At 38.5% G+C, this 24155-nt stretch carries 19 protein-coding genes; 13 read left to right on the top strand and 6 right to left on the bottom strand.

The features are described 5' to 3' along the window. Positions 1-64: 64 nt before the first annotated feature. From HCN54_RS06825 to HCN54_RS06810, 4 genes are all read left to right on the top strand, one after another. Entirely contained in the window at positions 65-1921 is a 1857-nt protein-coding gene (locus tag HCN54_RS06825; RefSeq protein ID WP_072982842.1) for a DNA topoisomerase IV subunit B, read from the top strand. 39 nt (positions 1922-1960) lie between these two features. Continuing rightward, entirely contained in the window at positions 1961-4597 is a 2637-nt protein-coding gene (locus tag HCN54_RS06820; RefSeq protein WP_167597099.1) for a DNA gyrase/topoisomerase IV subunit A, read from the top strand. A 3-nt stretch (positions 4598-4600) separates the two neighbouring features. Further along, on the top strand, positions 4601-5053 hold the full coding sequence (gene mscL, locus HCN54_RS06815) for a large conductance mechanosensitive channel protein MscL (RefSeq protein WP_167597098.1): 453 nt from the start codon (positions 4601-4603) through the stop codon (positions 5051-5053). A 138-nt stretch (positions 5054-5191) separates the two neighbouring features. After that, on the top strand, positions 5192-7255 hold the full coding sequence (locus HCN54_RS06810; protein ID WP_167597097.1) for an ATP-binding protein: 2064 nt from the start codon (positions 5192-5194) through the stop codon (positions 7253-7255). On the opposite strand, the gene HCN54_RS06805 is transcribed toward HCN54_RS06810, so the two are convergent. The 3 genes from HCN54_RS06805 to HCN54_RS06795 all read right to left on the bottom strand — a co-directional run bounded on the left by HCN54_RS06805 (position 7248) and on the right by HCN54_RS06795 (position 10270). Beyond that, complete coding sequence (locus HCN54_RS06805) at positions 7248-9044, bottom strand: tetratricopeptide repeat protein (RefSeq protein WP_167597096.1); 1797 nt, start codon at positions 9042-9044, stop codon at positions 7248-7250. The two genes, HCN54_RS06810 and HCN54_RS06805, sit on opposite strands and share 8 nt — an antisense overlap. Positions 9045-9409: 365 nt before the next feature. Beyond that, entirely contained in the window at positions 9410-9784 is a 375-nt protein-coding gene (locus HCN54_RS06800; protein ID WP_167597095.1) for a DNA topoisomerase IV, read from the bottom strand. Positions 9785-9841: 57 nt separating this feature from the next. After that, the gene (locus HCN54_RS06795) at positions 9842-10270 is read right to left on the bottom strand and encodes a helix-turn-helix domain-containing protein (RefSeq protein WP_167597094.1); all 429 of its coding nucleotides are present in this window, start codon (positions 10268-10270) and stop codon (positions 9842-9844) included. A gap of 292 nt (positions 10271-10562) precedes the next feature. Here HCN54_RS06795 and HCN54_RS06790 point away from each other — a divergent pair, with 292 nt between their 5' ends. From HCN54_RS06790 to HCN54_RS06760, 7 genes are all read left to right on the top strand, one after another. Next, the gene (locus HCN54_RS06790; protein ID WP_167597093.1) at positions 10563-11738 is read left to right on the top strand and encodes a M14 metallopeptidase family protein; all 1176 of its coding nucleotides are present in this window, start codon (positions 10563-10565) and stop codon (positions 11736-11738) included. Between the two features lie 55 nt (positions 11739-11793). Continuing rightward, positions 11794-12273: an Lrp/AsnC family transcriptional regulator gene (locus HCN54_RS06785; protein WP_009780242.1), complete on the top strand. Its 480-nt coding sequence runs from the start codon at positions 11794-11796 to the stop codon at positions 12271-12273. 80 nt (positions 12274-12353) lie between these two features. Further along, positions 12354-14939, top strand: coding sequence for a phosphoenolpyruvate carboxylase (locus tag HCN54_RS06780; RefSeq protein WP_072982006.1), 2586 nt, complete (start codon positions 12354-12356; stop codon positions 14937-14939). Further along, positions 14939-15463 (top strand): DinB family protein, encoded by a 525-nt coding sequence (locus tag HCN54_RS06775; RefSeq protein ID WP_167597092.1) that lies wholly within the window; start codon positions 14939-14941, stop codon positions 15461-15463. Before HCN54_RS06780 ends, HCN54_RS06775 begins: the two co-directional genes overlap by 1 nt. 78 nt (positions 15464-15541) lie before the next feature. Further along, complete coding sequence (locus HCN54_RS06770) at positions 15542-15961, top strand: PH domain-containing protein (protein ID WP_167597091.1); 420 nt, start codon at positions 15542-15544, stop codon at positions 15959-15961. A gap of 3 nt (positions 15962-15964) precedes the next feature. Further along, entirely contained in the window at positions 15965-17056 is a 1092-nt protein-coding gene (locus HCN54_RS06765) for a glycoside hydrolase family 43 protein (RefSeq protein ID WP_167597090.1), read from the top strand. Then, complete coding sequence (locus HCN54_RS06760) at positions 17056-17670, top strand: inorganic diphosphatase (RefSeq protein ID WP_167597089.1); 615 nt, start codon at positions 17056-17058, stop codon at positions 17668-17670. Before HCN54_RS06765 ends, HCN54_RS06760 begins: the two co-directional genes overlap by 1 nt. Positions 17671-17718: 48 nt before the next feature. Here HCN54_RS06760 and HCN54_RS06755 read toward each other — a convergent pair whose 3' ends face one another. Continuing rightward, positions 17719-18255 (bottom strand): KdsC family phosphatase, encoded by a 537-nt coding sequence (locus HCN54_RS06755; RefSeq protein ID WP_167597088.1) that lies wholly within the window; start codon positions 18253-18255, stop codon positions 17719-17721. Beyond that, entirely contained in the window at positions 18245-19042 is a 798-nt protein-coding gene (locus tag HCN54_RS06750) for a Rossmann-like and DUF2520 domain-containing protein (protein WP_167597087.1), read from the bottom strand. The genes HCN54_RS06755 and HCN54_RS06750 overlap by 11 nt, the downstream gene beginning before the upstream one ends. Before the next feature lie 73 nt (positions 19043-19115). On the opposite strand from HCN54_RS06750, the gene ccsA reads away from it, so the two are divergent. Next, the gene (gene ccsA, locus HCN54_RS06745; protein WP_167597086.1) at positions 19116-22358 is read left to right on the top strand and encodes a cytochrome c biogenesis protein CcsA; all 3243 of its coding nucleotides are present in this window, start codon (positions 19116-19118) and stop codon (positions 22356-22358) included. A gap of 74 nt (positions 22359-22432) precedes the next feature. Here ccsA and fumC read toward each other — a convergent pair whose 3' ends face one another. Then, positions 22433-23827, bottom strand: a complete 1395-nt coding sequence (fumC, locus tag HCN54_RS06740) for a class II fumarate hydratase (protein ID WP_072982018.1) — start codon at positions 23825-23827, stop codon at positions 22433-22435. Positions 23828-23975: 148 nt separating this feature from the next. On the opposite strand from fumC, the gene HCN54_RS06735 reads away from it, so the two are divergent. After that, complete coding sequence (locus tag HCN54_RS06735) at positions 23976-24146, top strand: hypothetical protein (protein WP_009780232.1); 171 nt, start codon at positions 23976-23978, stop codon at positions 24144-24146. The last annotated feature ends 9 nt before the right edge of the window (positions 24147-24155 follow it).

Here is a 24155-nt window from a genome sequence, read left to right as displayed (position 1 = left end):
ATGACTTTTGAGGCTTTAAAAAACCTCTGTGAAATGCTATATTAGCGGACATCCCTTTTATTTTATGGCTGAAGAAACAAAATACACCGAGGACAATATTAGATCCCTTGACTGGAAAGAACATATACGTATGCGTCCGGGGATGTACATCGGGAAACTGGGCGATGGATCTAGTGCAGACGATGGAATTTACATTCTTTTAAAAGAGGTTTTAGACAACTCTATTGATGAGTTTGTAATGGGCTCCGGTAAAACCATTGAAGTTAGTATTCAAGGAACCCGCGTGATCATTCGTGATTATGGCCGTGGGATCCCGCTAGGGAAGGTGGTTGATGTGGTTTCAAAAATGAATACCGGTGGTAAGTATGATTCTCGTGCCTTTAAAAAATCGGTGGGATTAAATGGTGTAGGTACCAAAGCGGTAAATGCACTTTCTGAATATTTTAGAGTAGAATCTACCCGTGACGGGCAATCTGCTTCCGCAGAATTTGAACGCGGAACTCTAAAAGATCAAGAGTTTCTGGAAGAAACCTCACGCCGAAAGGGTACTAAAGTCACTTTTGTACCGGATGACACCATTTTTAAGAATTACAAATTTAGAAATGAGTATGTTTCGCGAATGCTTAAAAACTATGTTTACCTCAATCCGGGATTGACCATAGTTTTTAATGGGGAAAAATTCTATTCAGAAAATGGACTGAAAGATCTTCTGGGCGACCGTATCGCCGAGAATGATGTGCTGTATCCTATCATTCATTTACGCGGTGATGATATTGAAGTAGCGCTTACCCACAGCCGCACGCAGTATTCTGAAGAATATCACTCTTTTGTGAATGGTCAGAATACCACTCAAGGAGGTACGCATCAGGCGGCTTTTAGAGAAGCCGTGGTTAAGACCATACGCGAATTTTACAATAAAAATTATGATGCTTCAGATATTCGGAAGTCTATTGTTTCGGCAATAAGTATTAAAGTCATGGAACCGGTTTTTGAGTCACAGACTAAAACCAAATTAGGTTCTACTGATATGGGAGGAGATTTGCCTACGGTACGTACCTATGTCAATGATTTTCTCAAAACTAAACTGGATAACTATCTGCATAAAAACCCGGAAACCGCTGAAAAACTTCAGCGCAAAATTCTTCAGGCAGAGCGGGAGCGTACCGAGCTAAGCGGAATTAGAAAATTGGCAAAAGAGCGCGCTAAAAAAGCAAGCTTGCACAACAAAAAACTAAGAGATTGCCGCGTACATTTAACAGACAGTAAGAAGGAACGCAATCTAGAGAGTACATTATTTATAACCGAGGGAGATTCAGCATCAGGGTCTATTACTAAATCTCGTGATGTCAATACCCAGGCGGTTTTTAGCTTACGCGGTAAACCGCTCAACTCGTACAATATGAGTAAGAAGATTGTATATGAGAATGAAGAATTCAATCTCTTGCAATCTGCTTTGAATATTGAAGAATCTATGGAAGATTTGCGTTACAACAACATTGTGATCGCAACTGATGCCGATGTTGATGGGATGCACATTAGATTATTGCTTATAACGTTCTTTTTGCAATTTTTCCCTGAGCTTATCAAAGAGGGGCATTTATATATTTTAGAAACGCCACTCTTTAGAGTACGTAATAAGAAAAAAACAATTTACTGTTATAGCGAGCAGGAGCGTCGTGATGCAATTGAAGAATTAAGCGGAAAACCGGAGATCACTCGATTTAAAGGTTTAGGTGAAATTTCGCCAGACGAATTCAAACACTTTATTGGTGACAGTATCCGTTTAGCGCCAATTATGCTTGACGAAGCGATGTCTATTGAAGAAATTTTACAGTTCTATATGGGCAAAAACACGCCAGACCGCCAGAAGTTTATTATTAATAACCTTAAGGTGGAGTTAGATCCTGTATTAGAAAATTAGAATAAGAATCCCCATTTATCTTTTTGAGATAAAGAAACTATGAGCGAAAACTACGAAGATCCAAATTTAGAACAACCAGACGACGAAAATTCAGGTGAAACCATAACCCGAGTAACGGGTATGTTTAAAGACTGGTTTCTGGATTATGCCTCTTATGTTATTTTAGAACGTGCGGTACCGGCGATTGAAGATGGTTTTAAACCCGTACAACGCCGTATCATGCACTCGATGAAAGATCTTGATGATGGCCGCTACAACAAAGTTGCAAACATTGTTGGGCATACGATGCAGTATCACCCGCACGGTGATGCGAGTATTGCCGATGCAATGGTGCAGATGGGTCAAAAAGATCTATTGATCGATACCCAAGGAAACTGGGGGAATACCTTAACCGGTGACAGCGCTGCAGCTTCGCGTTATATTGAAGCCCGACTTTCAAAATTTGCGTTGGAAGTATTGTTTAGTCCGAAAATTACAGATTGGCAAGCCTCCTACGATGGAAGAAGAAAAGAACCCATAAATCTTCCGGTTAAATTCCCATTGTTGTTAGCGCAAGGTGCCGAAGGTATTGCGGTAGGTTTAAGTACGAAGGTGCTTCCGCATAATTTTATAGAATTGATTGATGCTTCGGTAAAACATTTAGAAGGAAAGAAATTTAAAATCTTACCGGATTTTCCTTCCGCAGGAGAAGCAGATTTTAGTGATTACAAAGATGGAAAACGAGGCGGTCGTGTACGCGTACGTGCTAAGATCAGTCAGCAGGATAAGAATACTTTAGTAATCACCGAAATCCCTTTTACAACAACTACTACATCACTGATAGATAGTATTTTAAAAGCAAACGATAAAGGAAAGCTTAAAATAAAAAGAATAGAGGATAACACCTCTTCTGAAGTTGAAATCTTGGTGCATTTACCAGCCGGACTTTCTCCTGATAAAACCATTGGAGCGCTTTACGCGTTTACCAATTGTGAGGTTTCTATTTCGCCTTTAGGTTGTGTGATTGAAGATAACAAACCGTTGTTTGTAGGTGTCAGTGAGATGCTGCGTATTTCAACAGAGCGCACTAAAGATTTATTGCGTCAAGAGCTTGAAATACAACTTGAGGAGTTAGAAAATCAATGGCATTATGCTTCTTTAGAACGCATTTTTATCGAAAATAGAATTTACCGTGATATTGAAGAAGAGACCACTTGGGAAGGCGTTTTACACGCGATCAATGAAGGTTTAAAACCACATATAGGGCATCTAAAACGTCCTGTGGTTGAAGAAGATCTTGTGCGCCTGACTGAAATTCGTATCAAGCGAATTTCAAAATTTGATATAGATAAAGCGCAGCAGCGCATTGAGGCGCTAGAAGATCAGATCGCTGAAGTAAAACATCATTTAGAGCATCTTACGGAGTTTGCCATTGCTTATTTCAAAAGACTTAAAAAAGAATATGGCGCTGGTAGAGAGCGCAAAACTGAGATCAAACTTTTTGATGATATCGAAGCGTCAAAAGTGGTTATTCGCAACACAAAACTTTATGTGAATCGTAAAGAAGGTTTTGTGGGCACGTCTCTCAAGAAAGACGAGTATGTCACAGATTGCGCTGATATTGATGATATTATCGTTTTTACTAAAGAAGGAAAAATGATGGTTTCTAAAGTGGACACCAAAACCTTTGTGGGTAAAGATATCATACACGTAGCCGTATTTAAAAAGAAAGACAAGCGCACCATTTATAATATGTTGTATCGCGATGGAAAAGGAGGCGCAACTTATGTCAAGCGCTTTAATGTTACCAGTACGACGCGCGACCGCGAGTATGATATGACTAAAGGAAAAAAAGGCTCTCAAGTACTTTATTTTTCTGCGAACCCTAATGGAGAGGCTGAAGTGGTATCCGTTTATTTGAGAGCGGTAGGGAATATAAAGAAGTTAAAGTTTGATCTAGACTTTTCTGATATTCTTATCAAAGGCCGAAACGCTAACGGAAACCTTGCTACCAAACACGCCGTACGTACTGTAGAACTGAAGGAGAAAGGGGTTTCTACATTAAAGCCAAGAAAAATATGGTTTGATGATACCATTCAGCGTTTAAATGTGGATGGTAGAGGAGAACTTCTGGGAGAATTTAAAGGAGAAGACAAGCTGTTGATCATCACCCAAGATGGGATCGCCAAAACCATAACTCCGGAACTTACCACGCGTTTTGACGATAAAATGATCATATTAGAAAAATGGATTCCTGCTAAACCTATTTCGGCGATCTATTGGGATGGAAACAGAGAACGTTATTATGTAAAACGCTTTCTGATTGATAATCCTGAGAAAGAAGAATCGTTTGTTTCTGATCACGAAAATACGCAATTAGAGCTTGTTTCTACAGACCATAGGCCAGTGGTAGAAATGGTATTTTACAAAGAGCGTAACAAGGATCAAAAGGCAAATGAAACGGTTGATATAGAAGATTTTATATCGATTAAAGGAATAAATGCTTTAGGTAATCAATTTTATACTGAAAAGCTCAAGCAGATCAATTTATTAGACCCGCTACCTTATGAGGAGCCCGTGGAAGCTCAGCCTGAACAGGATGCTGAAACCCCTTCAGAATCAGAAGAGACAGATCACTCTGAGAACGATCAAGAGGATCACATAAAAGGGGATGGGAGTCAAGGATCATTATTTTAAATTATGGGATTAATTCAGGAGTTTAAGAATTTTGCTGTAAAAGGCAATATGGTTGATATTGCTATTGGTGTGATCATCGGTGCGGCTTTTCAAAGTGTAGTGGATGTCATTGTAAAAAAAATTATGATGCCTCCACTTTCGTTACTCACAGATGGTGTGCGTCTAGCCAATAAAAAGATTGTGCTGAAAGACGCATATACCGCCGTAGACGGCACTGCTGTTGAAGAAATAGCCATTGGCTATGGAGAATTGATAGAGGTATTGATCGACTTTTTTATCATTGCGATTGTAGTTTTTATTGTGGTAAAATTGATGAATAGTTTAAAAAGACAAAGTGAAGATGATCAGAATCCTGCTGTTGAAACTCCAAAAAACATTCAGCTTTTGTCACGAATGGAAACCTTACTTGAAGAGCAAAATCAACTTTTAAGAAACCAACAAAAAAGCAAAAAGTAAGAATTTTCTTTCGTTAAAATTATTTTTAATAATTATTTTAGGTGGTTAATCGATTATTTATTGTTTTATAGTGCTTCACTCGCAAGAAAATCTGTACTTTTAACATTAAATTATAAATAAGCGACAGCTACTTCCTAGATGGCAAAAGGAATACCCCCCAAACACTATTTTATAGCCTTCCTCTGGTTTTTAATACCGGCGCTCGTTTGCTTTTATGTGTATCACAGCTACAAAGTAGCTTTACCCCAAAGGCTTTCAGACCAGGTGCAATTGACCGGAAGCTTGGCCACACAAGACTTTAAGCGCACCGTGCGCAGTAATGTGCAGGCGCTACAAAACCTTACAGAGCGCATTGAAGAAACTGACGGAGCATACTATGATTATTGGAAACAAGATGCGAAGCGTTTGCTCAAGCAAAATGAGTCTTTAGATTTTGTTGAGATCATCAACGCAGATGGTATTATTGAAGATGTGTATCCTAGAAGGCCTAATGTACCTGCTATAGGACTAGATATTTCAAAGTTAGCCTACCGTTTTGAGGACTGGAAAAGTAAATCAAACCAAGGGATTACAAACATTACTCAATGGTTGCACCTTTCGCAAGGCGGTGATTCTTTTCTTATTGATGTCCCGGTGTATATTAATGATGAATTTCGAGGAACCGTAACCGGTGGAATGAATTTTAATGAGGAATTTGATCGGCTAAGTTATTACCTGAAAGACTTTGCAATTCAAATTTTTGATGAAGAAGGGACTCAGTTTTATAATTATAATAATTATGATTTAGCTCAGAAAGATCCGTATTACATTTTTGAGACTGCGATGATTATGGATTCTGATTTAAATGAATCCTGGAATTTTCAACTTACCTTTTCTAATCCAGATTTCTTTGCTGAAGAAATGTTGCTGATCAATATTGCGTTGGCAGTGGGGCTAATTTTATCTCTGGCAATTGGTTTGCTTTCTTTTTTCAACCGAAACGCTCAAGTTGCCGCAAGACGCACCTTTATTATCAACAAAGAATTGAAAAAGGTCAATCAGCATCTTGAGGAACAAACGCAGCGTGCCAATCAAGCTTCAATCGCTAAAACGGAATTTCTATCTAATATGAGTCACGAGATCAGAACTCCGTTAAACGCAATTGTAGGGATCACCGATCTTATAGGTTCCGGAACGAATACGTTTGAAGAAGAACATTACTTATCTCTTTTAAAACAATCGTCAAAAACCTTACTCAATCTAATCAACGATATTTTGCGTCTAGACAAGATTGAGTCTGGCTTTTCTGAAGTTGCCCATATTAAATTTTGTCCGTCTGATATTTTAAAGAATATTGAACAGTTTAACCTTCAGGTATTAAAAGACAAAGGCATTGCGTTTGAATTAAAAATTGAAGCTGAAGAACATAGTTTTGTATTGGGAGATCGTGCTAAATATGAGCAGATCATCAATAATATTATCAGTAACGCTATCAAGTTCACCGAATCCGGAAGTATAAAAGTGCTCTATAAAGAGGAGGTAAGTGAAAACAAAACCCATCTCTCTATCAGCGTCAAAGACACGGGAATAGGTATTCCTCAAGATAAATTAGATAAAATCTTTGAGCGCTTTATTCAGCTGGATACAGGAATGCGCAAAAAGCATAGTGGAGGCGGAATTGGCTTATCTATTGCTAAGCATTTGGTCGAATTATTAAAAGGAAAGATTTCGGTCAAGAGTCAAGAAGGTAAAGGTTCTGAATTTAGCATTGCGCTTACTTTTGATACGGCTGTTGAAAATTGTTCAACAAAAGATACTACCCCAAAATCTGAGATTCCGAATCTTAATATACTTGCTGTTGATGATAACAAACTCAATGTAATTGTACTCTCGCAATTGCTCAAAAAACTCGGCTTAGACGCAGATATTGCGTACACCGGTAAAGATGCTGTCTCTAAAGCTCAGAAAAAGAAGTATGACCTTATTTTTATGGATGTTCATATGCCGGATATAGATGGGTATGAGGCAACCAAACAAATCAAGTTGGCTAACAAAGCAACGGTGATTTTAGGGCTTTCAGCAGATTCTACGCTGAGCGCAATGGATAAAGGAATTGATTGCGGAATGAGTGATTACCTAACTAAGCCAATTGATAAGAGCAAATTGATCTTAGTGCTTAACGAGCACTTTGGGATAGGTGGTTCTCAGAAAATTGTTATTTGATTGGCAAATTCAGCAGTACTTGCGTGCCTTCAGGGTTTTCATTAGCGTCATACAAATCAACGAAATTAAGGGTGTAATTGTGTCTTAGATTCTTCGAGAAGTTTTGCAGTCGCTTTAATGTGAGATTGATCCCTATTGATTTCTTTTGAGTATTGATTTTTTCACTAGGCATTTCCATAGTTTTCTTTCTGCCTATGCCATTATCTGTAATGGTAATTGTTATATAATGCTCATCTTTTTTCTTTACATCTAGTGCAAGTCGCTTATAACCTTCTTTGGCTTGCAAACCGTGCCATAAAGCATTTTCTAGAAAAGGTTGTAATATGAGCGATGGAATTTTAATAGCCGAGATGTCTACTTGATCATCAATAGTTTCTTTATAATCAATTTCATTACAAAATCTGATATTCTCAATATTGACGTACAAGCGCATCGTTTCGAGTTCTTCAGCAAGTGTAATTTCTTTTTCTAGCGAACTGGATAAAATAGATCGAATAAGTTTTGCAAACTGATTGAGGTAATTAGTAGCATCCTCAAGATTGCTGTTCTGTAAATAAATACGAATGGAAAGCAACGCGTTAAAAATAAAATGCGGATTCATTTGAGAGCGCATTAATTTTTGCTCTGCATTTAAGCGTTGCTTTTGATTTCTTAACTGGGTTTGACGATACAAAATGATGAGAATGATCAAGATAAGAAACGCAACTAAGAGAATAAAGATGTTATTTTTACGGCTTTGACTGAGTTGAATTTGCGCGATCTCATTATTTTGCTGCAGTAAGCTAATGGTATTTTTCTTTTGTTCTGTATCGTATTTGTAAATGAGGTTACTTACATATTTGTGATTGGCTTCGTTAAGGTAGGCTTCTTGTACTTCCTGAGATTTTCGTTGATATTGTAAAGCCGCATTATAATCCCCGGTTTTTTCTTTAAGTTGAGAAAGGTGCATATAAGCTAGGCTTAAAAACTGCTTTTGATCGTTCTCCTTGGCTATATTTTTTCCTTTAAGGAGATAGTTTTCTCCGAGACTTAAATTGCCCACTTCGCTATTGGCCCAGCCCAAATTTATATATGTCAACGCGATATAAAATTTATCGCCTATCTCAAGAGCTTTGGGCAACGAAGGTTTTATAAGCGCTAGGGCTTCTTGTGGTTTTCCTTGTTTTAAATAGACTTGGCCTATACTATTATGACAAATGACCCTACCTAAATCACTATTGATCTTCTCATTATATTCTAATGACTTCTGATAATTAATCAGCGCCTTATCGTAAAGTTCGCGCTCTTCATAAGTGATCCCCAGATTAGCATAATTGATTGCCATACCCAGATCGCTCGTTAAGTTGATCTCGCTGTTAATGGCCATCTTAAAGAATTTCTCTGCCTGCTCATAATCGCGTAAAAGCAAATAGATGTTTCCTATGCTGTTTTGAGAGATAGCAATGCCTTTTAAAAGCGCATTGGATTTTTTGGGCTGACTTTCTGCTAAAGCGAGTGCAGCATTATGATTGTCAAGGGCAGAACTTACCGCGTCAATTCTTCGGTACACAACCCCGGTCATATTGAGAATAGAAACTTCTAATTCTACATCATTAATGGGCTCGGCTAAGGTTAGAGCTCTTTGATGATGCGCTATAGATTCGTCATAATACGAGCGATCTCTTAGAAAAATTCCATATAAATTTTCACCAAAGGCTTCGCCAAAATCATAATTGGCTTTTTGAGATCGATCAATAAAAGAAGTAATGCCTAGAGAATCGCGTCTGAATCGAGAGGTATATTTCTGCAAAGAATCAAAGGTGGTGAATCTTTTTTGCAGAAGTTCATCAATGATATTTTTTACATTGGTATCCTGACCAAAAGAGGGCCTGAAAGAAAACAGACAAAAGCAAAGGAAGGTATAAAAAATAGCACGCGACAAAAGCTTCAGATTTTACGGGCATCGCAAAGTATTTAATACTCCATTCCGATCGCTATCGGGATGCCTCGAAATTAAAAATTCGTTTCTAATAATTGCCTTTAGGATTTTTCCTGTGACAATGATGAAAAAAACACATCATTTATAAAACAGGATAAATATAGCACAAAGTTTAAACAGATGCTTTTGCGTTATATAATCAAACATTTAGAATTTTAGATTTTATGTAAATCAAACTATTTCACTTTAATGGCAGTACCTTTTTGTTTTTTAGAGTCACCAACCAAGGCATATTCAAAAGTGTAAGAGTTACCTTGAGTTGTAAGAATTTTAAAATGTAGCGCTTTGCGATCCATCATACTTTGAGGGTTGATCTTTTTCGCAATATATTCACAATCGTTGATCCAACGAATGCTTGAAGAGTCTGCTTGACCTTTATAATAATCAATTTCTAAGGTGTCATTACGCGTAAATGTTGTCTTTACAACTTCGCCATCCAAATAGGTCTCAAACTCAAAGGAGCCCGTCTTAAAATCGGTGCAGTTGCGTTCAGGATTATAACACGAGTTGAGAAGAAGCATTGCGAGCAGCAAAAAGCAAAAATACCGCATAGGAGATCACATTATTTTGGTTAGGCCAAAGTTAGCGAAGAATAAACATTCTGGCGATTATGGATTAAAACTTTTAAAGGTTCCATCCTTATAAAAGATCACGATACGCTCAATATCTGATTTAGTCGAAGGACTAGTGTCTGGAGTTGGCTGAGCAGTGCTTGAAGCATCTGTGGAATTAGAGGCTAGCGCTACCGGTTCATCATCAAAATTTGCCGAAAGCTGCGAACTCACAATAGGAGCTCGTTTTGTGACTTGACTTTTAGGAAAGCTTCCTTTGCCATTTAAGAGCCAGTACAGCTCTACTTCAGGGAAGGCCTCAATGATCTTCATTACAAATTCTAGACTTGGTTTATTTCTGCCGGAAATAATATGAGAGATCGAAGAGCGCCCCACATCAATAGCATCAGCAAATGAAGTAGCGTTCAAATCGTACTCATCCATTATTTTCTGAAGCCTTTTAGTAAATAATTCGCTGTTTACCATTGTAAATTCTATAAGCCCTACATTAGATTACAAATGTAAAAAATATAAACACAATTGTAAAATTACATTTGTAAACAGAATTACTTTTAATTGAAGTTTTCATTTAATAAGAAGAATATAAGATGCTGTATATAATATTATTACTAAAATTAAAAATGCTCTTTGGAATAATTCCTTTTGCGCTATTTACCATTAATACATCCTGTTTATCAATGTAAACAAATAAGAAATCATTCTTCGTTTACATTTGTAACATCACTAATGTTTACATTTGTTACTTATTTAAATACTTATGAATTATACCACTTTGCGTGATTGGCATAAGCTTCATCACGAGAAAGCCTTGTTTGGGCGTTACATTACAACTTCACATATACAACCGCTAATTGATCAACTTCCAGAACTGTTTCAAGTAAAAAGTTTGGGCTATTCTGTTGAGAAGCGTCTGATACAATCGGTAACTTTTGGTACCGGTCCTATTCAGATCTTAGGTTGGTCTCAAATGCATGGGAATGAAAGCACCACAACCAAAGCTTTATTTGACCTTTTTAGGTGGTTTGCTGCACATCAGGATCAAACTGAGGTTAAGCACCTTTTAAATGCGTGCACGTTTACTATGATCCCTATGCTCAATCCTGACGGCGCTGAGGCATATACTCGTGTTAATGCCAATCAGGTAGATTTAAATAGAGATGCGCAAAACTTGACACAGCCTGAAAGTAGTATTCTTAAGGAGGCCTATAATTCGATCAAACCTGATTATTGTCTTAATCTACACGGACAGCGCACCATATTTGGTGTAGGAAGTCCGGCCAAGAGCGCTACAGTATCCTTTTTATCACCATCTCAGGATGAATTGCGCACCGTGACGGCATCTAGAAAAATAGGAATGTCTATTATAAGTGATCTAAATGAGATGCTTCAGCAATTTATTCCGGGAAGTGTGGGGCGTTATGATGACGGATTTAATCTTAACTGTGTAGGGGATACCTTGCAGCAATTAAATATACCTACCATCTTGTTTGAAGCCGGTCATTTTCCCGAAGATTACGAGCGGGAGCAGACCAGATGTTTTATGTTTTTATCATTAATTCGCGTTTTTGAGTCGGTTTTATTGCTCAAATCTGAAGAAATAAGGGACTCAAATTCGTATTTCGCTATTCCGGAGAACAAAAAGTGCTACTTTGATTGCATAATTCGCAATGTGAATATTCCGCAAATCGGAGTGACCGATATGGCTATTCAATATGAAGAAACTTTAAAGAATGGTACCTTATATTTTGTGCCTAAAATAGCCCAGATCGCTGGTTTAGATGATTTTGTGGGGCATAAGGAGTTGGATTTTTATCAAAAAGAAATTCAAATTCCAGAAGGAATGAAACTAGAAGTAGGAGCAAATCTTGAGAATCTTCAAGCAAATAGTAATTTACCTACAACGTTTTCGGTAAAAAGCAACAATTTATTATGAATTATTCAGTGATTTTATATTATTTTTGATTTATATATAATTTAATTACTTAATAATGGCAAAATTCAAATTAGACGAGGTTGATCATCAAATCTTAGACATGCTGATTGAGAATACCCGAACTCCTTTTACAGATATAGCAAAGAAGTTGTTGATATCTGCAGGTACTGTTCATGTACGTGTAAAAAAGATGGAAGAAGCAGGTATTATTGTAGGGTCATCCTTAACGCTTGACTATGCAAAACTTGGCTATTCTTTCATTGCTTACGTAGGTATTTATATAAATAAGACCAGTCAAACCACATTTGTTTTGGAGCGTATTAACCAAATTCCTTATGTTACGGTAGCGCACGTAACTACAGGCAAGTTTAATATTTTCTGTAAGGTACGTGCTAAGAATACAGAGCACGCTAAAAATATTATCTTTATGTTAGATGATATTGAAGGGGTGTACCGTACTGAAACAATGATTTCTCTTGATGAAAGCATTAACGATAAGAAACGTTTAATGCATAGTATTTTTCAAGATTTGTAAAGTAAACCAAAGCATATTTTTATAATATACCCTTTGGCTTTGTTGACAAAGGGTTTTTTTATTCTAAAACCAGACTATTTATGTCCAGACAACCAAAATTAGAACGCTTTAATAACCTGGTAAAATCTAAATATCAGGTCTATAACAGCTTGTTCATGACCTTACCATTCCACGGAATAACCGATACCGGAGTGCTTTTGCCACTTTTTGATCGTATTTGTACCCGTGGTTATGATAAGCATTACAACCCAGAAAAAATCGTTAATTACTTCTTTGATAAGTATCAACGTGATGTCTCTGAAGAGGAGCGCTATGACTTGCTCTTTAGATTTATTCAATATATAGAGCGTCAAGTGGTACTCTTTGATGCAATCGAAGATGCAGCCTATCGTACCGTAAATAATATGGACGGGCGCGGAACACTTCGTAACATTAAAGAAGAGGCAGAAGCGCAATCAAAAACCGAAGAGCTTAAAGCCTATCTTCAGGATTTTAAAATAAGACCTGTACTTACAGCACACCCTACACAATTTTATCCGGGAGCTGTATTGGGGATCATTAATGACTTGAGTAAAGCCATAAATGAAAACAATGTTGAGATGATTAAGAAGTTATTGTCTCAATTAGGTAAAACTCCATTTTTCAAGAAAGAAAAACCTACGCCCTACGATGAAGCAGTAAGTTTGATCTGGTATCTTGAGAATGTATTTTACAAGGCCTCAAGCCACATTTACAATTACGTACGTCAGAATGTATTTAAAGGAGAAGCTTTTGACAACGAAGTGATCGACTTAGGATTCTGGCCTGGAGGTGACCGTGACGGAAACCCATTTGTAACAACCGAAATCACCTTAAAGGTTGCTGCACGGTTACGTAACACCATTATTAAGAACTACTATCGCGATATACGCAGTCTTCGTCGCCGCATCACTTTTGTAGGAACCGAAGAACCGCTTGCAGATCTAGAAAAACGTCTATATGAGAGTATTTTCCTTCCGGGAGACGAGGTTACTGTGTCCCTTGAAGAATTAGAAACTACTCTGCTTCGTATTCGTAAAATCGTAGTTGAGCGCCACGAAAGCTTATTCCTAGAAGAAATTGATGATATTCTGAACAAAGTAAAAATGTTTGGTTATCACTTTGCTGTGCTAGACATTCGTCAGGATAGTCGTGTGCATATGCACGTCATGGAAGAGATCGTAAAGCAATGTGCTAAGGATAACTTGGGTATTTTCCCAGATAATTATCTTGAACTCTCAGAAGAAGAACAAATTAAAGTACTTCAGGATGTTAAAGGTTCTGTTGATCCTTCAACCCTGCAAGATGATATTGCGCGTAAAACTTTGGAAAGTATTTATGCGATGCAAGATATTCAGAAGCAAAACGGCGAGCGTAGTTGTAATCGTTACATAATTAGTAACAACCAGACCGGGCTCAATGTAATGCAGGCGTTCTCTATGATACATCTTACCGGTTGGGAAGATCCTACTGTTGACATTGTACCTTTATTTGAGACGGTTCCTGATTTAAAGATCGCTAAAGAAGTTATGCGTGGCTTGTACACCAATCCGGCTTATGCTGCGCATTTGAAAAAGCGTAATATGAAGCAAACCATTATGTTAGGCTTTAGTGATGGTACTAAAGATGGAGGATACTTAATGGCGAACTGGAGTATTTTTAAAGCGAAAGAGGAGCTTACGCAGGTTTCGAGAGAATTCGGTATTAAAGTGATTTTCTTTGACGGTAGAGGTGGACCACCAGCACGTGGTGGTGGTAAAACACATCAATTCTACGCTTCTTTGGGCGATACTATTGAAGATGAAGAAATTCAAGTAACTGTTCAGGGGCAAACCATTAGTTCAAATTTTGGTACGCCAGACTCTTGCCAGTACAACTTAGAGCAGTTGTTAAGTTCAGGGATCTTTAATGGAGTCTTTTCTCAAAAAACAAAAGCATTCCCGGATGAAGATCGTAAGACGATGGAAGAGCTTGCAGAGATCAGCTACAAAGCATATTCTGACTTCAAAGCGCACCCTAAATTCTTAGGATATTTAGAGCGTATGAGTACTTTGAAATTCTATGCGAAGACTAACATTGGTAGCCGTCCTAGTAAGCGTGGCGGAAGCGATAAACTGGATTTCTCTGATCTGCGTGCGATTCCTTTTGTGGGATCTTGGTCGCAATTAAAGCAAAACGTTCCCGGATTTTTTGGTGTAGGTACTGCAATCGAAAAATTAGAGGAGCGTGGTGAGTTTGATCGCGTGCAATCATTATACAACAATAGCATGTTCTTTAGAACCTTACTAGAAAACAGTATGATGAGTTTGACCAAATCATTCTTTGCACTTACGGCTTATATGAAAGATGATCCTGAGTTTGGAGCATTCTGGGAGCTTATTTATGAAGAATATGAGCGTAGTAAACGCGTATTGCTAAAAGTGACCGGTTACAGCGAGCTTATGGAAGATGAGCAGGCAGGTAAGGCTTCAATTCAAGAACGGGAGCGTATTGTATTGCCATTGTTGACCATTCAGCAATTTGCATTGAAGAAAATTCAAGAAATGCAACGCGAAGAAAATCCGGATGAGAAAAAGCTAGAAATGTTTGAGAAAATGGTGACACGTTCTTTATTCGGAAATATTAATGCGAGTCGTAATTCAGCATAATGGCTAAAGTTATAGATCTTGATCATAGTGAGTTTAACGCGTTCTACAAGAATTATGTAGAACTCGTTAAACCTGATCAATTATTGTTAGATGCTTTAATTGAAGGGAAGGAGAAAAACATAGCTTTTTATGATGATGTCCCTGAAGATAAATGGTCGTATGCCTACCAATATGGAAAATGGACCATTTTAGAAGTATTGCAACACGTAATTGATACCGAGCGTATTTTTTGTTACCGCGCATTGCGAATAGGTAGGGGAGATCGTACGCCGCTACCGGGATTTGAGCAAGATGATTATATAACGCCATCTCGAGCAAATCAAAGACAAATGCACGAATTACTAGATGAGTATGCGCTCGTAAGAGATTGTACGATTAGTTTGTTTAAGCATTTTGATGAAGAAGCTTTGGCTTTTAAAGGAACAGCCAGCGATGCCACGTTGACCACTAGAGCTGCAGGCTTCATAATCTGCGGGCACGAGATTCATCATGCTAATGTAATTCAATCTAAATATCTCATTTAAGAGATCATAACTTGGAAAAACTTAAAAAGGCTGCAATTTTTAAATTGCAGCCTTTTTTTAGTTAACTTAACCTTCCTTATGAATTTTAAAAGTAGAAAAGATCCTTTATTTTTCAGCATTCTGCTCGTGCTGATCACCCTTTTTGTGTTAATTGGTGTGTTTTCAGATTCGGGTAGTGCAACGGGTTGGTATTGGTATCTGTTAGGTATAACGCCAACTTCTTTACTTTTTATTTGGTTTTATTTTGGCACTTCTTATTCTTTGTCAGCTTCTTTGTTAAAATATAAATCAGGTCCATTAACTGGCTCTATTCCGTTAAAAGATATTCGAGAGATCATTAGAGATAAAACCTTATGGGTAGGGCTTAAGCCTGCAACCGCAAGAAAGGGGCTTATCATTAAGTACAATCTTTATGATGAAATTTATATAAGTCCGCAAAATAATGACGATTTCATCAAAACCATTTTAAGTCTCAACGCTGATATTAAAATCCTATAATTAATGACTACAAAACTTTATCTGCCGTTTGCTCTTCTGCTTATGGCGTTTACTGCTTGCAAAAATAATGCGACTTCCAATAGTACAGACGAAACCGCTGAATCTGTAGCAGACTCCACCGCAATGCAGGCCTATTTGCTTACGTATTTTAAAGATGATACGCATAGCCTGCATATGGCATTAAGTACAGATGGATATTCTTTTACTGATATCAATGAAGGAAATCCAGTAGTTGCAGGGGATACTATTGCAAGTCAAAAAGGAATTCGGGATCCGCATATTTCACGGGGTCCTGATGGTGCGTTTTATGTGGTGATGACTGATCTGCATCTTTTTGCAAAAGATCTTGGGTATAGAGATACCACTTGGGAGCGTCCTATTGAAGATTATGATTGGGGAAATAATAGAGGATTTGTAATGATGAAATCTTATGATTTGATTCATTGGACACACAGTAATTTTCTGTTTAATGAGAACTTTGAAGGTTTTGATGAAATAGGCTGCGCTTGGGCCCCTCAAAGTATTTATGATCCTGAAGAAGGAAAAATGATGGTTTATTACACGATGCGTATGGAGCACGGCTTGACCAAACTCTATTACTCCTATGCGAATGAAGATTTTACTGCTTTAGAAACTCAGCCGAAGCAACTCTTTGAATATCCTGACGCCTCTATTCAGGTATTAGATGCTGATATCACTAAAATGCCTGACGGTAGATTTTGCATGATGTATGTCGCTCAAGAAAATCCTATAGGGATAAAAATGGCCTTTTCAGACACGATAAATTCCGGATATGTTTATGATCCTGAGTGGATTGATATGGAACCGGGTTCGTGCGAAGCGCCTAATGTTTGGCAGCGTATAGGCACTGATTCCTTTGTGTTGATGTACGATATTTACAGTATTAATCCGCATAATTTTGGATTTGTAGAAACCACCGACTTTAAAAATTTTAAAGATCTAGGGCATTTCAATGAGGGGAAGATGAAGACTACTAATTTTAGTTCGCCTAAACACGGAGCTGTAATTCAGCTTACCAAGGCGGAAGCGCAAAAGCTTGCTGAGCATTACCAGTATGATTTAAAATTTGACTGATGATCATTAGATTAACCTGTATAGTATTCGTACTAGTTGCCATATTTTCCTGTAAGACTTCTACTGAAGAAAACCTGCTTACCGATTATCCTGCAATTGCTGACGATGAAAGTATAAATGCGGTTATTGAAATTCCTGCAGGAACCCAACAGAAATGGGAAGTCAATAAAACCTCAGGAATCATACAATGGGAGCAGGTTGACGGTACCGGTCGAATCGTAGATTATATAGGTTATCCCGGTAATTATGGTTTCATCCCGCAAACATTACTTGCTGAGAAAGATGGGGGAGATGGTGATCCGCTTGATATTCTTGTGTTGGGCAGTCCCGTAAATCGCGGAAGCGTTATTAAATGTAAGATCATTGGCGTTTTATACCTTCAGGATCGCGGAGAGCAAGACGACAAGTTGATCGCAGTGGCCAAAGATTCACCTTTTTATCAATTAGACTCTTTAGAAGATCTTGAGGCCACGTATAATGGAGTCGCTGATATCATAAAGCTTTGGTTCAGCAATTATAAAGGTCCGTCTAAAATGGTTTCCAAAGGTTTTGGAGATAAAGATGCTGCACAACAGGTGCTTGAAGCTGCCATAACGGGTTATCAAAACAAATAAGCCACCATTAACGGTGGCTCAGAATTTCGGTAGTAGTTTAAATTTTATCTAGTGCTGTTTTAAACCGGCGTCAAAATAATTCATCCAGTTGTCCTGCACTTTAAGCACTTGTTCGATCACATCTCTTACGCAGCCTTTTCCGCCTTTTTTGTGAGAAACATATTTAGCAATTTCTTTAATTTCTTTTACAGCATCTTGCGGACAGGTGGGTAGTCCAACTTCTTTCATCACAGGATAATCAGGAATATCGTCACCCATATACAATACATTTTCAGGCTTGATGTTTTTTTCTTCAATGTATTTGGTGAACTGCTTCATCTTAGTGTGTGCGCCTAAATGAATGTCAGTCACACCTAGTGCTGCAAGTCTATTACGAACCCCTTCATTGGTTCCGCCACTGATAATGCAGATATTATAACCGTTATCTAAAGCACATTTGATTGCATACCCATCTTTAACGTTCATCGTTCTAAACATTTCGCCTTCCGTATTGATTATTAATGATCCGTCGGTCATCACGCCATCTACGTCAAAAATGAAGGTTGTGATGTCTCTTAAGTATTCTTTATAGCTTTTATCGCTCATAATAGTTTTGTATTGCCTTGGTTAATGTGGAATATAATTCTTGCTGCTCAGGAGTCTTTAACGCCTCAAGCTGCTTTTGAATGGTTTGCGTATCGTGGCGCTTTGCAGGTCCGGTCTGGCTGTTTTCGGGACCGTTTATAAATGCTTTCTCGAGCGTTTCTTCTAATAAAGGTCTTAACAGCTCAAAAGAAACCTGATGCTGATTACAAAGTTGCGCTGCTTCGGTTAAAATATGATTGGTAAAATTATTGCTAAAAACTGCCGCAAGATGTATTGAAGCACGGTCCTTAGAATTCATCTGATGAACAGGTCCATTCAAGCTACCCAAAAGCTTTTCAAGCAATGCATAATCCTCTTGATAATTCGCTTCAAGTAAAAACGGTATTTTGCTATAATTCAGCTCTTTACTTTTAGAAAATGTCTGTAAAGGATAACATACGCCAATGCGGGTTTTAGGAGCTAAAACATCCATTGCAGTGCTCCCGGAAGTATGCACCAAAAGACCATTAGTGTGTTGCAATTTTTCGGCTATTTCCCCAATAGCATTATCACTTACTGCTAGAATAATTAGATCTGAATGGAAGGTATCGCTTACTTGGGTGCTTACTTCAGCAAAGGGTTCAAAATCGGTTAATTGCGTTGTGGATCTTCCGGCAACGAACTGCAGCTTAGCGCTTTGAGACGTGCTCAAGGCTTTTGCGAGATGAAAAGCCACATTACCGGTACCAATTATTGAAACTGAAATCACGCTCCAAAAATACATAAAAACGGCAAAAACACTAGACAATAGCTGGCGTTAAAGCTTTATTAATGCTCTTTTGTTTCGTATCTTCGCGCCATCAAAAAATTGCACATTTATCATGCAAAAACGTATTGCAGATTTTCTGTTTTCTACCCGCTTAATGGCCGTTTTATTTATTGTTTATGCTGTAGCGATGGCAACCGGAACCATCCTTGACGCAGGCCAAGAAACATCACCAACCCCATATACTCGCGAACTGGTCTATGAAGCCTGGTGGTTTGAATTAATTCACATTTTATTTATAGTCAACTTTGTTGGTAATATTTGGAAATTCAGGCTGTGGCGCAAAGAAAAATGGTCAACTCTGGTATTTCACGCCGCCTTTATTCTTATCATTTTTGGTGCAGCCTGGACGAGATATATTGGTTTTGAAGGGGTGATGCCTATTCGTGAGGGGGAAACACAGAATACGTTTTTAAGTGAAAAAACATACCTCAATGTCTTTATTGATGGGGAACGCGACGGTGCTCCTATGCGAAGAAAACTCGAGCCGAAGCGTCTGAATTTATCTACACGTTTAGATAACAGCTTTGATTGGGAAACCGATTTTGACGGAAAACCGGTAACTATTTCTTTTTCAAAATTTATAGATGGGGCAGAGGAAGGCCTTATCGAAACTACTGATGGAAAAGCCCAATTGAAGATCGTTGAAGCAGGAGATGGACAGCGACACGAGCATTATCTTGAAGAAGGGCAGGTGGCGAGCATTCACAATATGCTTTTTGCACTAAATCAACCTACAGAGGGTGCAATCAATATTGGTTATGATGGTGAGAATTATACGATTGATACGCCTTTTGAAGGAAGCACGCGGGTAATGGCAACGCAAACCGATTATGCCGTTGCTAAAGACAGCGTACAAGAACTTAAACTGCGCGCATTATATCAATTAGGCGGAATGCAGTTTGTGATTCCTGATCCTGTGATCAAAGGAACAAATGGGATTGTTGAAGCCTTCCCAAAGCAAAAAGGTCAGGCAGATGCGCTTTTTGTAACCGTGACTACACCAGATGGTCAGGAGACTGTAGGCCTGTTAGGAGGAAAAGGTTATAACAACGAGATGGTATCTACAGATATTGGTGATCTTAAATTTCATATGGCCTATGGAAGCTTAGCTCAGGAACTTCCGTTTTCAATAAAGCTGAATGATTTTATCGCTGAGCGTTATCCCGGAACTACCAATGTGTACTCTTCTTACGAGAGCGAGATCACAGTAATTAACGGTCCGCAGGACACTTTTGACTATGATATTTATATGAATCACGTACTGGATCACAAGGGCTATCGCTTTTTTCAAGCGAGTTTTGATCCTGACGAACTGGGTACTGTACTTTCGGTAAATCACGATATGGTTGGAACTTGGATCACATACATAGGGTATTTTTTGTTGTACTTAGGTCTAATGATCATTCTTTTTGATAAAGGAAGTCGTTTTGGCGATCTCAAAGTGCGTTTAGATAAAGTAAAGGCTAAAAAGGCTAAACTTAGTGTAATTGCTGCTTTGATCGCTTTCAGCGGAACGGCCTTACACGCGCAGGAACAAGAAGTGGTCGTTGAAAATGGAAACACAAAGGTTGTTGAAGAGCAACCTGAGGATTTTATTCCGGGGACGGCTGCAATTGCTGAAGAAACGCAGCACACTGTGCCTACAGCGCAGCAAATCGACTCGGTTTTGATGGCTAATAAAGTACCTGCGGAAGAAGCTGCAAAGTTTGGTAAATTGGTAATTCAGGATGATGGCGGACGTATGATGCCTGTGAACACTTTTTCTAGCAAACTTCTAAGAAAACTCAGCCGAAGTGATAAGTATCAAGGACTTACAGCAGATCAGGTTTTTCTATCTATGGTTGAAACTCCATTTTTCTGGTATAATGTAGATCTTATTTATCTAAAACCGGCTAACGATAGTTTACGTGGAATAATCGGTGTTCCTAAAGATCAGAAGTATGTGAGTGCTTTGGATTTTATAGATAATATGGGGCGCAACAAACTTGATCCTTATATAACCGCTGCTTATCAGGCGGAAGTTAAAAACAGTTTTGACAAAGATTTTATTGACATTGCAGAACGTTTAGGTCTTCTCAATCGCGCAGTAAGTGGAGAAATTCTTAAAATTTTTCCGCTGGTCAATGACGAGAACAACAAATGGGTTTCTTACCCAGAACTGAATGAGTCTGGTTTTAAAGGAATGGACTCGTTATACACCAAACAGATTTTGCCGCTTTATTTTTCCGCTTTGCGAGAAGGCAATGAGAGCGGGGATTTTTCAAAAGCTGATACGTTTCTGAAGAGCATAAAGAGTTTCCAAGAAAAATACGGAAGTGCCGTTATTCCTTCTCAGAATAAAGTGGATGCTGAAGTTTTCTATAATAAACACGATATTTTTACCAAGTTGTATTGGATGTATTTATTGGCGAGTGTAGTCATGTTTATTTTTGTGATCATTCGCATTTTTAAAGATAATCGCTTTATTAAAACTATGGTACGTCTTAGCGGACTCGCCGTAGCAATCCTGTTTGCGCTGCACACTGCCGGACTTATCTGGCGCTGGTATATTTCGGGGCACGCACCTTGGAGTGACGCTTATGAATCGATCCTATACGTTGGTTGGGCTACAATGTTCTTTGGATTGGCTTTCGGTAGAAAAAGTTCGCTTACCATTGCGAGTACGGCTTTTGTTGCCGGTTTTATTCTTTGGGGAGCGAGTATGAACTGGCTGAACCCTGCGATCTCTAACTTGCAACCGGTACTTGATAGTTACTGGTTGATGATTCACGTAGCGGTGATCGTTGCGAGTTATGGCCCGTTTACTTTAGGAATGATTTTAGGAATTGTTTCGTTGCTCTTGATGCTTTTGACCAACTCAAAGAATAAGAAGCGTATGGAGCTAAATATTAAAGAACTTACCATTATTAATGAGATGGCTCTAACCGTTGGTCTTGTCATGCTAACCATAGGAAACTTCTTAGGTGGTCAATGGGCTAACGAAAGTTGGGGACGTTATTGGGGATGGGACCCTAAAGAAACTTGGGCGTTGATCAGCATTATGGTGTACGCCTTTGTAATCCATATGCGCTTAGTTCCCGGTCTTCGCGGAAGATGGTTTTTCAACTTAATGGCCGTCTTAGCTTACGGAAGTATTTTGATGACCTATTTTGGCGTGAACTTCTGGCTATCAGGATTACACAGTTATGCTAGTGGTGACAACATCCTAAACCTGAATAAGGCCATTTGTATTTTTGCAGGTGTGATCGTTTTTGCACTTCTCGCATATCCTAAATACAAGAAGTTTTACAAATAAGAATTTACCGAATAAGCATAAAAAAAAGGAAGCATTGCAAAATGCTTCCTTTTTTAGTTTTATAAACTTTGTGACTAGAGTTCGCCTACCATATCTTCAGGTTTTACCCACTCGTCAAATTCTTCAGGAGTGACGTAACCAAGATTTACGGCTTCTTCACGCAATGTAGTACCATTCTCGTGTGCAGTATTTGCAATTTCGGCAGCTTTATAATAACCTATTTTAGTATTTAAAGCGGTAACTAGCATTAGCGAGTTTTCAAGCATTGTTTTGATACGCGGATGATTCGGTTCAATTCCGGCAGCACAATGCTCTTCAAATGAAGCGCAGGCATCCCCTATAAGTTGTGCACTATGTAAAAAGTTGGCAGCCATCACCGGTTTAAATACGTTAAGTTCGTATTGACCTTGCATACCACCCACAGCGATAGCCATATCATTACCCACTACTTGAGCACAAACCATAGTTAGTGCTTCACACTGTGTAGGATTTACTTTCCCTGGCATAATTGAAGATCCCGGTTCGTTTGCCGGAATGATGATCTCACCAATTCCTGAGCGCGGTCCGCTGGCAAGCAAACGAATATCATTTGCGATTTTATTGAGGGAAACGGCAAGTTGTTTTAAAGCACCGTGAGACTCCACAATAGCATCGTGGGCTGCAAGCGCTTCAAACTTATTATCTGCGGTTTTAAAAGGCTGTTCTGTGAATTTGGCGATGTAATCAGCAACTAACTTTGCATAACCTTTTGGCGTGTTTAAACCTGTTCCTACAGCAGTTCCGCCGAGAGCAAGTTCAGACAGATGGTCAAGAGTGTGCTCAAGAGCTTTAATACCGTGGTCTAATTGAGAAACGTATCCCGAAAATTCCTGACCTAAGGTTAGGGGTGTAGCGTCCATTAAATGGGTACGACCAATTTTTACCACTTCACGGAAATCATCTGATTTCTTTTTAAGCGTATTTCTAAGTTTGATCACTCCTGGAAGAGTAACTTCCATCACCTTTTTATAGGCTGCGATATGCATCCCGGTAGGGAAGGTGTCATTAGATGATTGTGATTTATTGACATCGTCATTAGGCTGAAGGGTTTTATCGCCCTCACCTAATTTTTTTCCGGCAAGAATATGAGCGCGGTTGGCGATCACCTCGTTCACATTCATATTACTTTGAGTCCCCGAACCAGTTTGCCAGATGACTAACGGAAACTGATCGTCGTGTTTTCCTTCTAAAATCTCATCACACACCTGAGCGATAAGATCGCGTTTTTCTTCAGCTAAAACACCTAATTCGTGATTGGTGTAAGCTGCAGCTTTCTTCAGATAAGCAAAACCGTAAACGATCTCTAAAGGCATCGAAGCGGGATTACCAATTTTAAAATTGTTGCGGGAACGCTCTGTTTGCGCACCCCAGATTTTATCTGCCGGAACCTTTACTTCGCCCAGCGTATCTTTTTCTATTCTATAATCCATTTTGGTTATTTTAGTAGTTCTACAAAAGTAAAGGTTTGCGTATAATTACTATCGATTGCAGCTGTTATAAATATGTTTATAACTTCAAATTTCTGTTGTGTATTTTAAACAAGAATACTTAAATTTGCAACCAGACAAAAACCATATTATGTTTGAATTTGATCAATACTTAGGCTTCTTAGCATTTTTAACCATCGCAACCATGGGATTTTGGTTAATGATATTTTTAGTATCTATTCTACCTTATTGGATTGGTGGAGCGTTTGTAGAGCGAATGAAAGAAATTCGTGAGAAGAAAAAATTAGAACGCGGAAATTAATAAGTATTA

The organism is Leeuwenhoekiella sp. ZYFB001, assembly GCF_011784865.1.
Taxonomy (GTDB): Bacteria; Bacteroidota; Bacteroidia; order Flavobacteriales; family Flavobacteriaceae; genus Leeuwenhoekiella; species Leeuwenhoekiella palythoae.
This window is presented reverse-complemented; position numbering and strand designations above follow the sequence as displayed.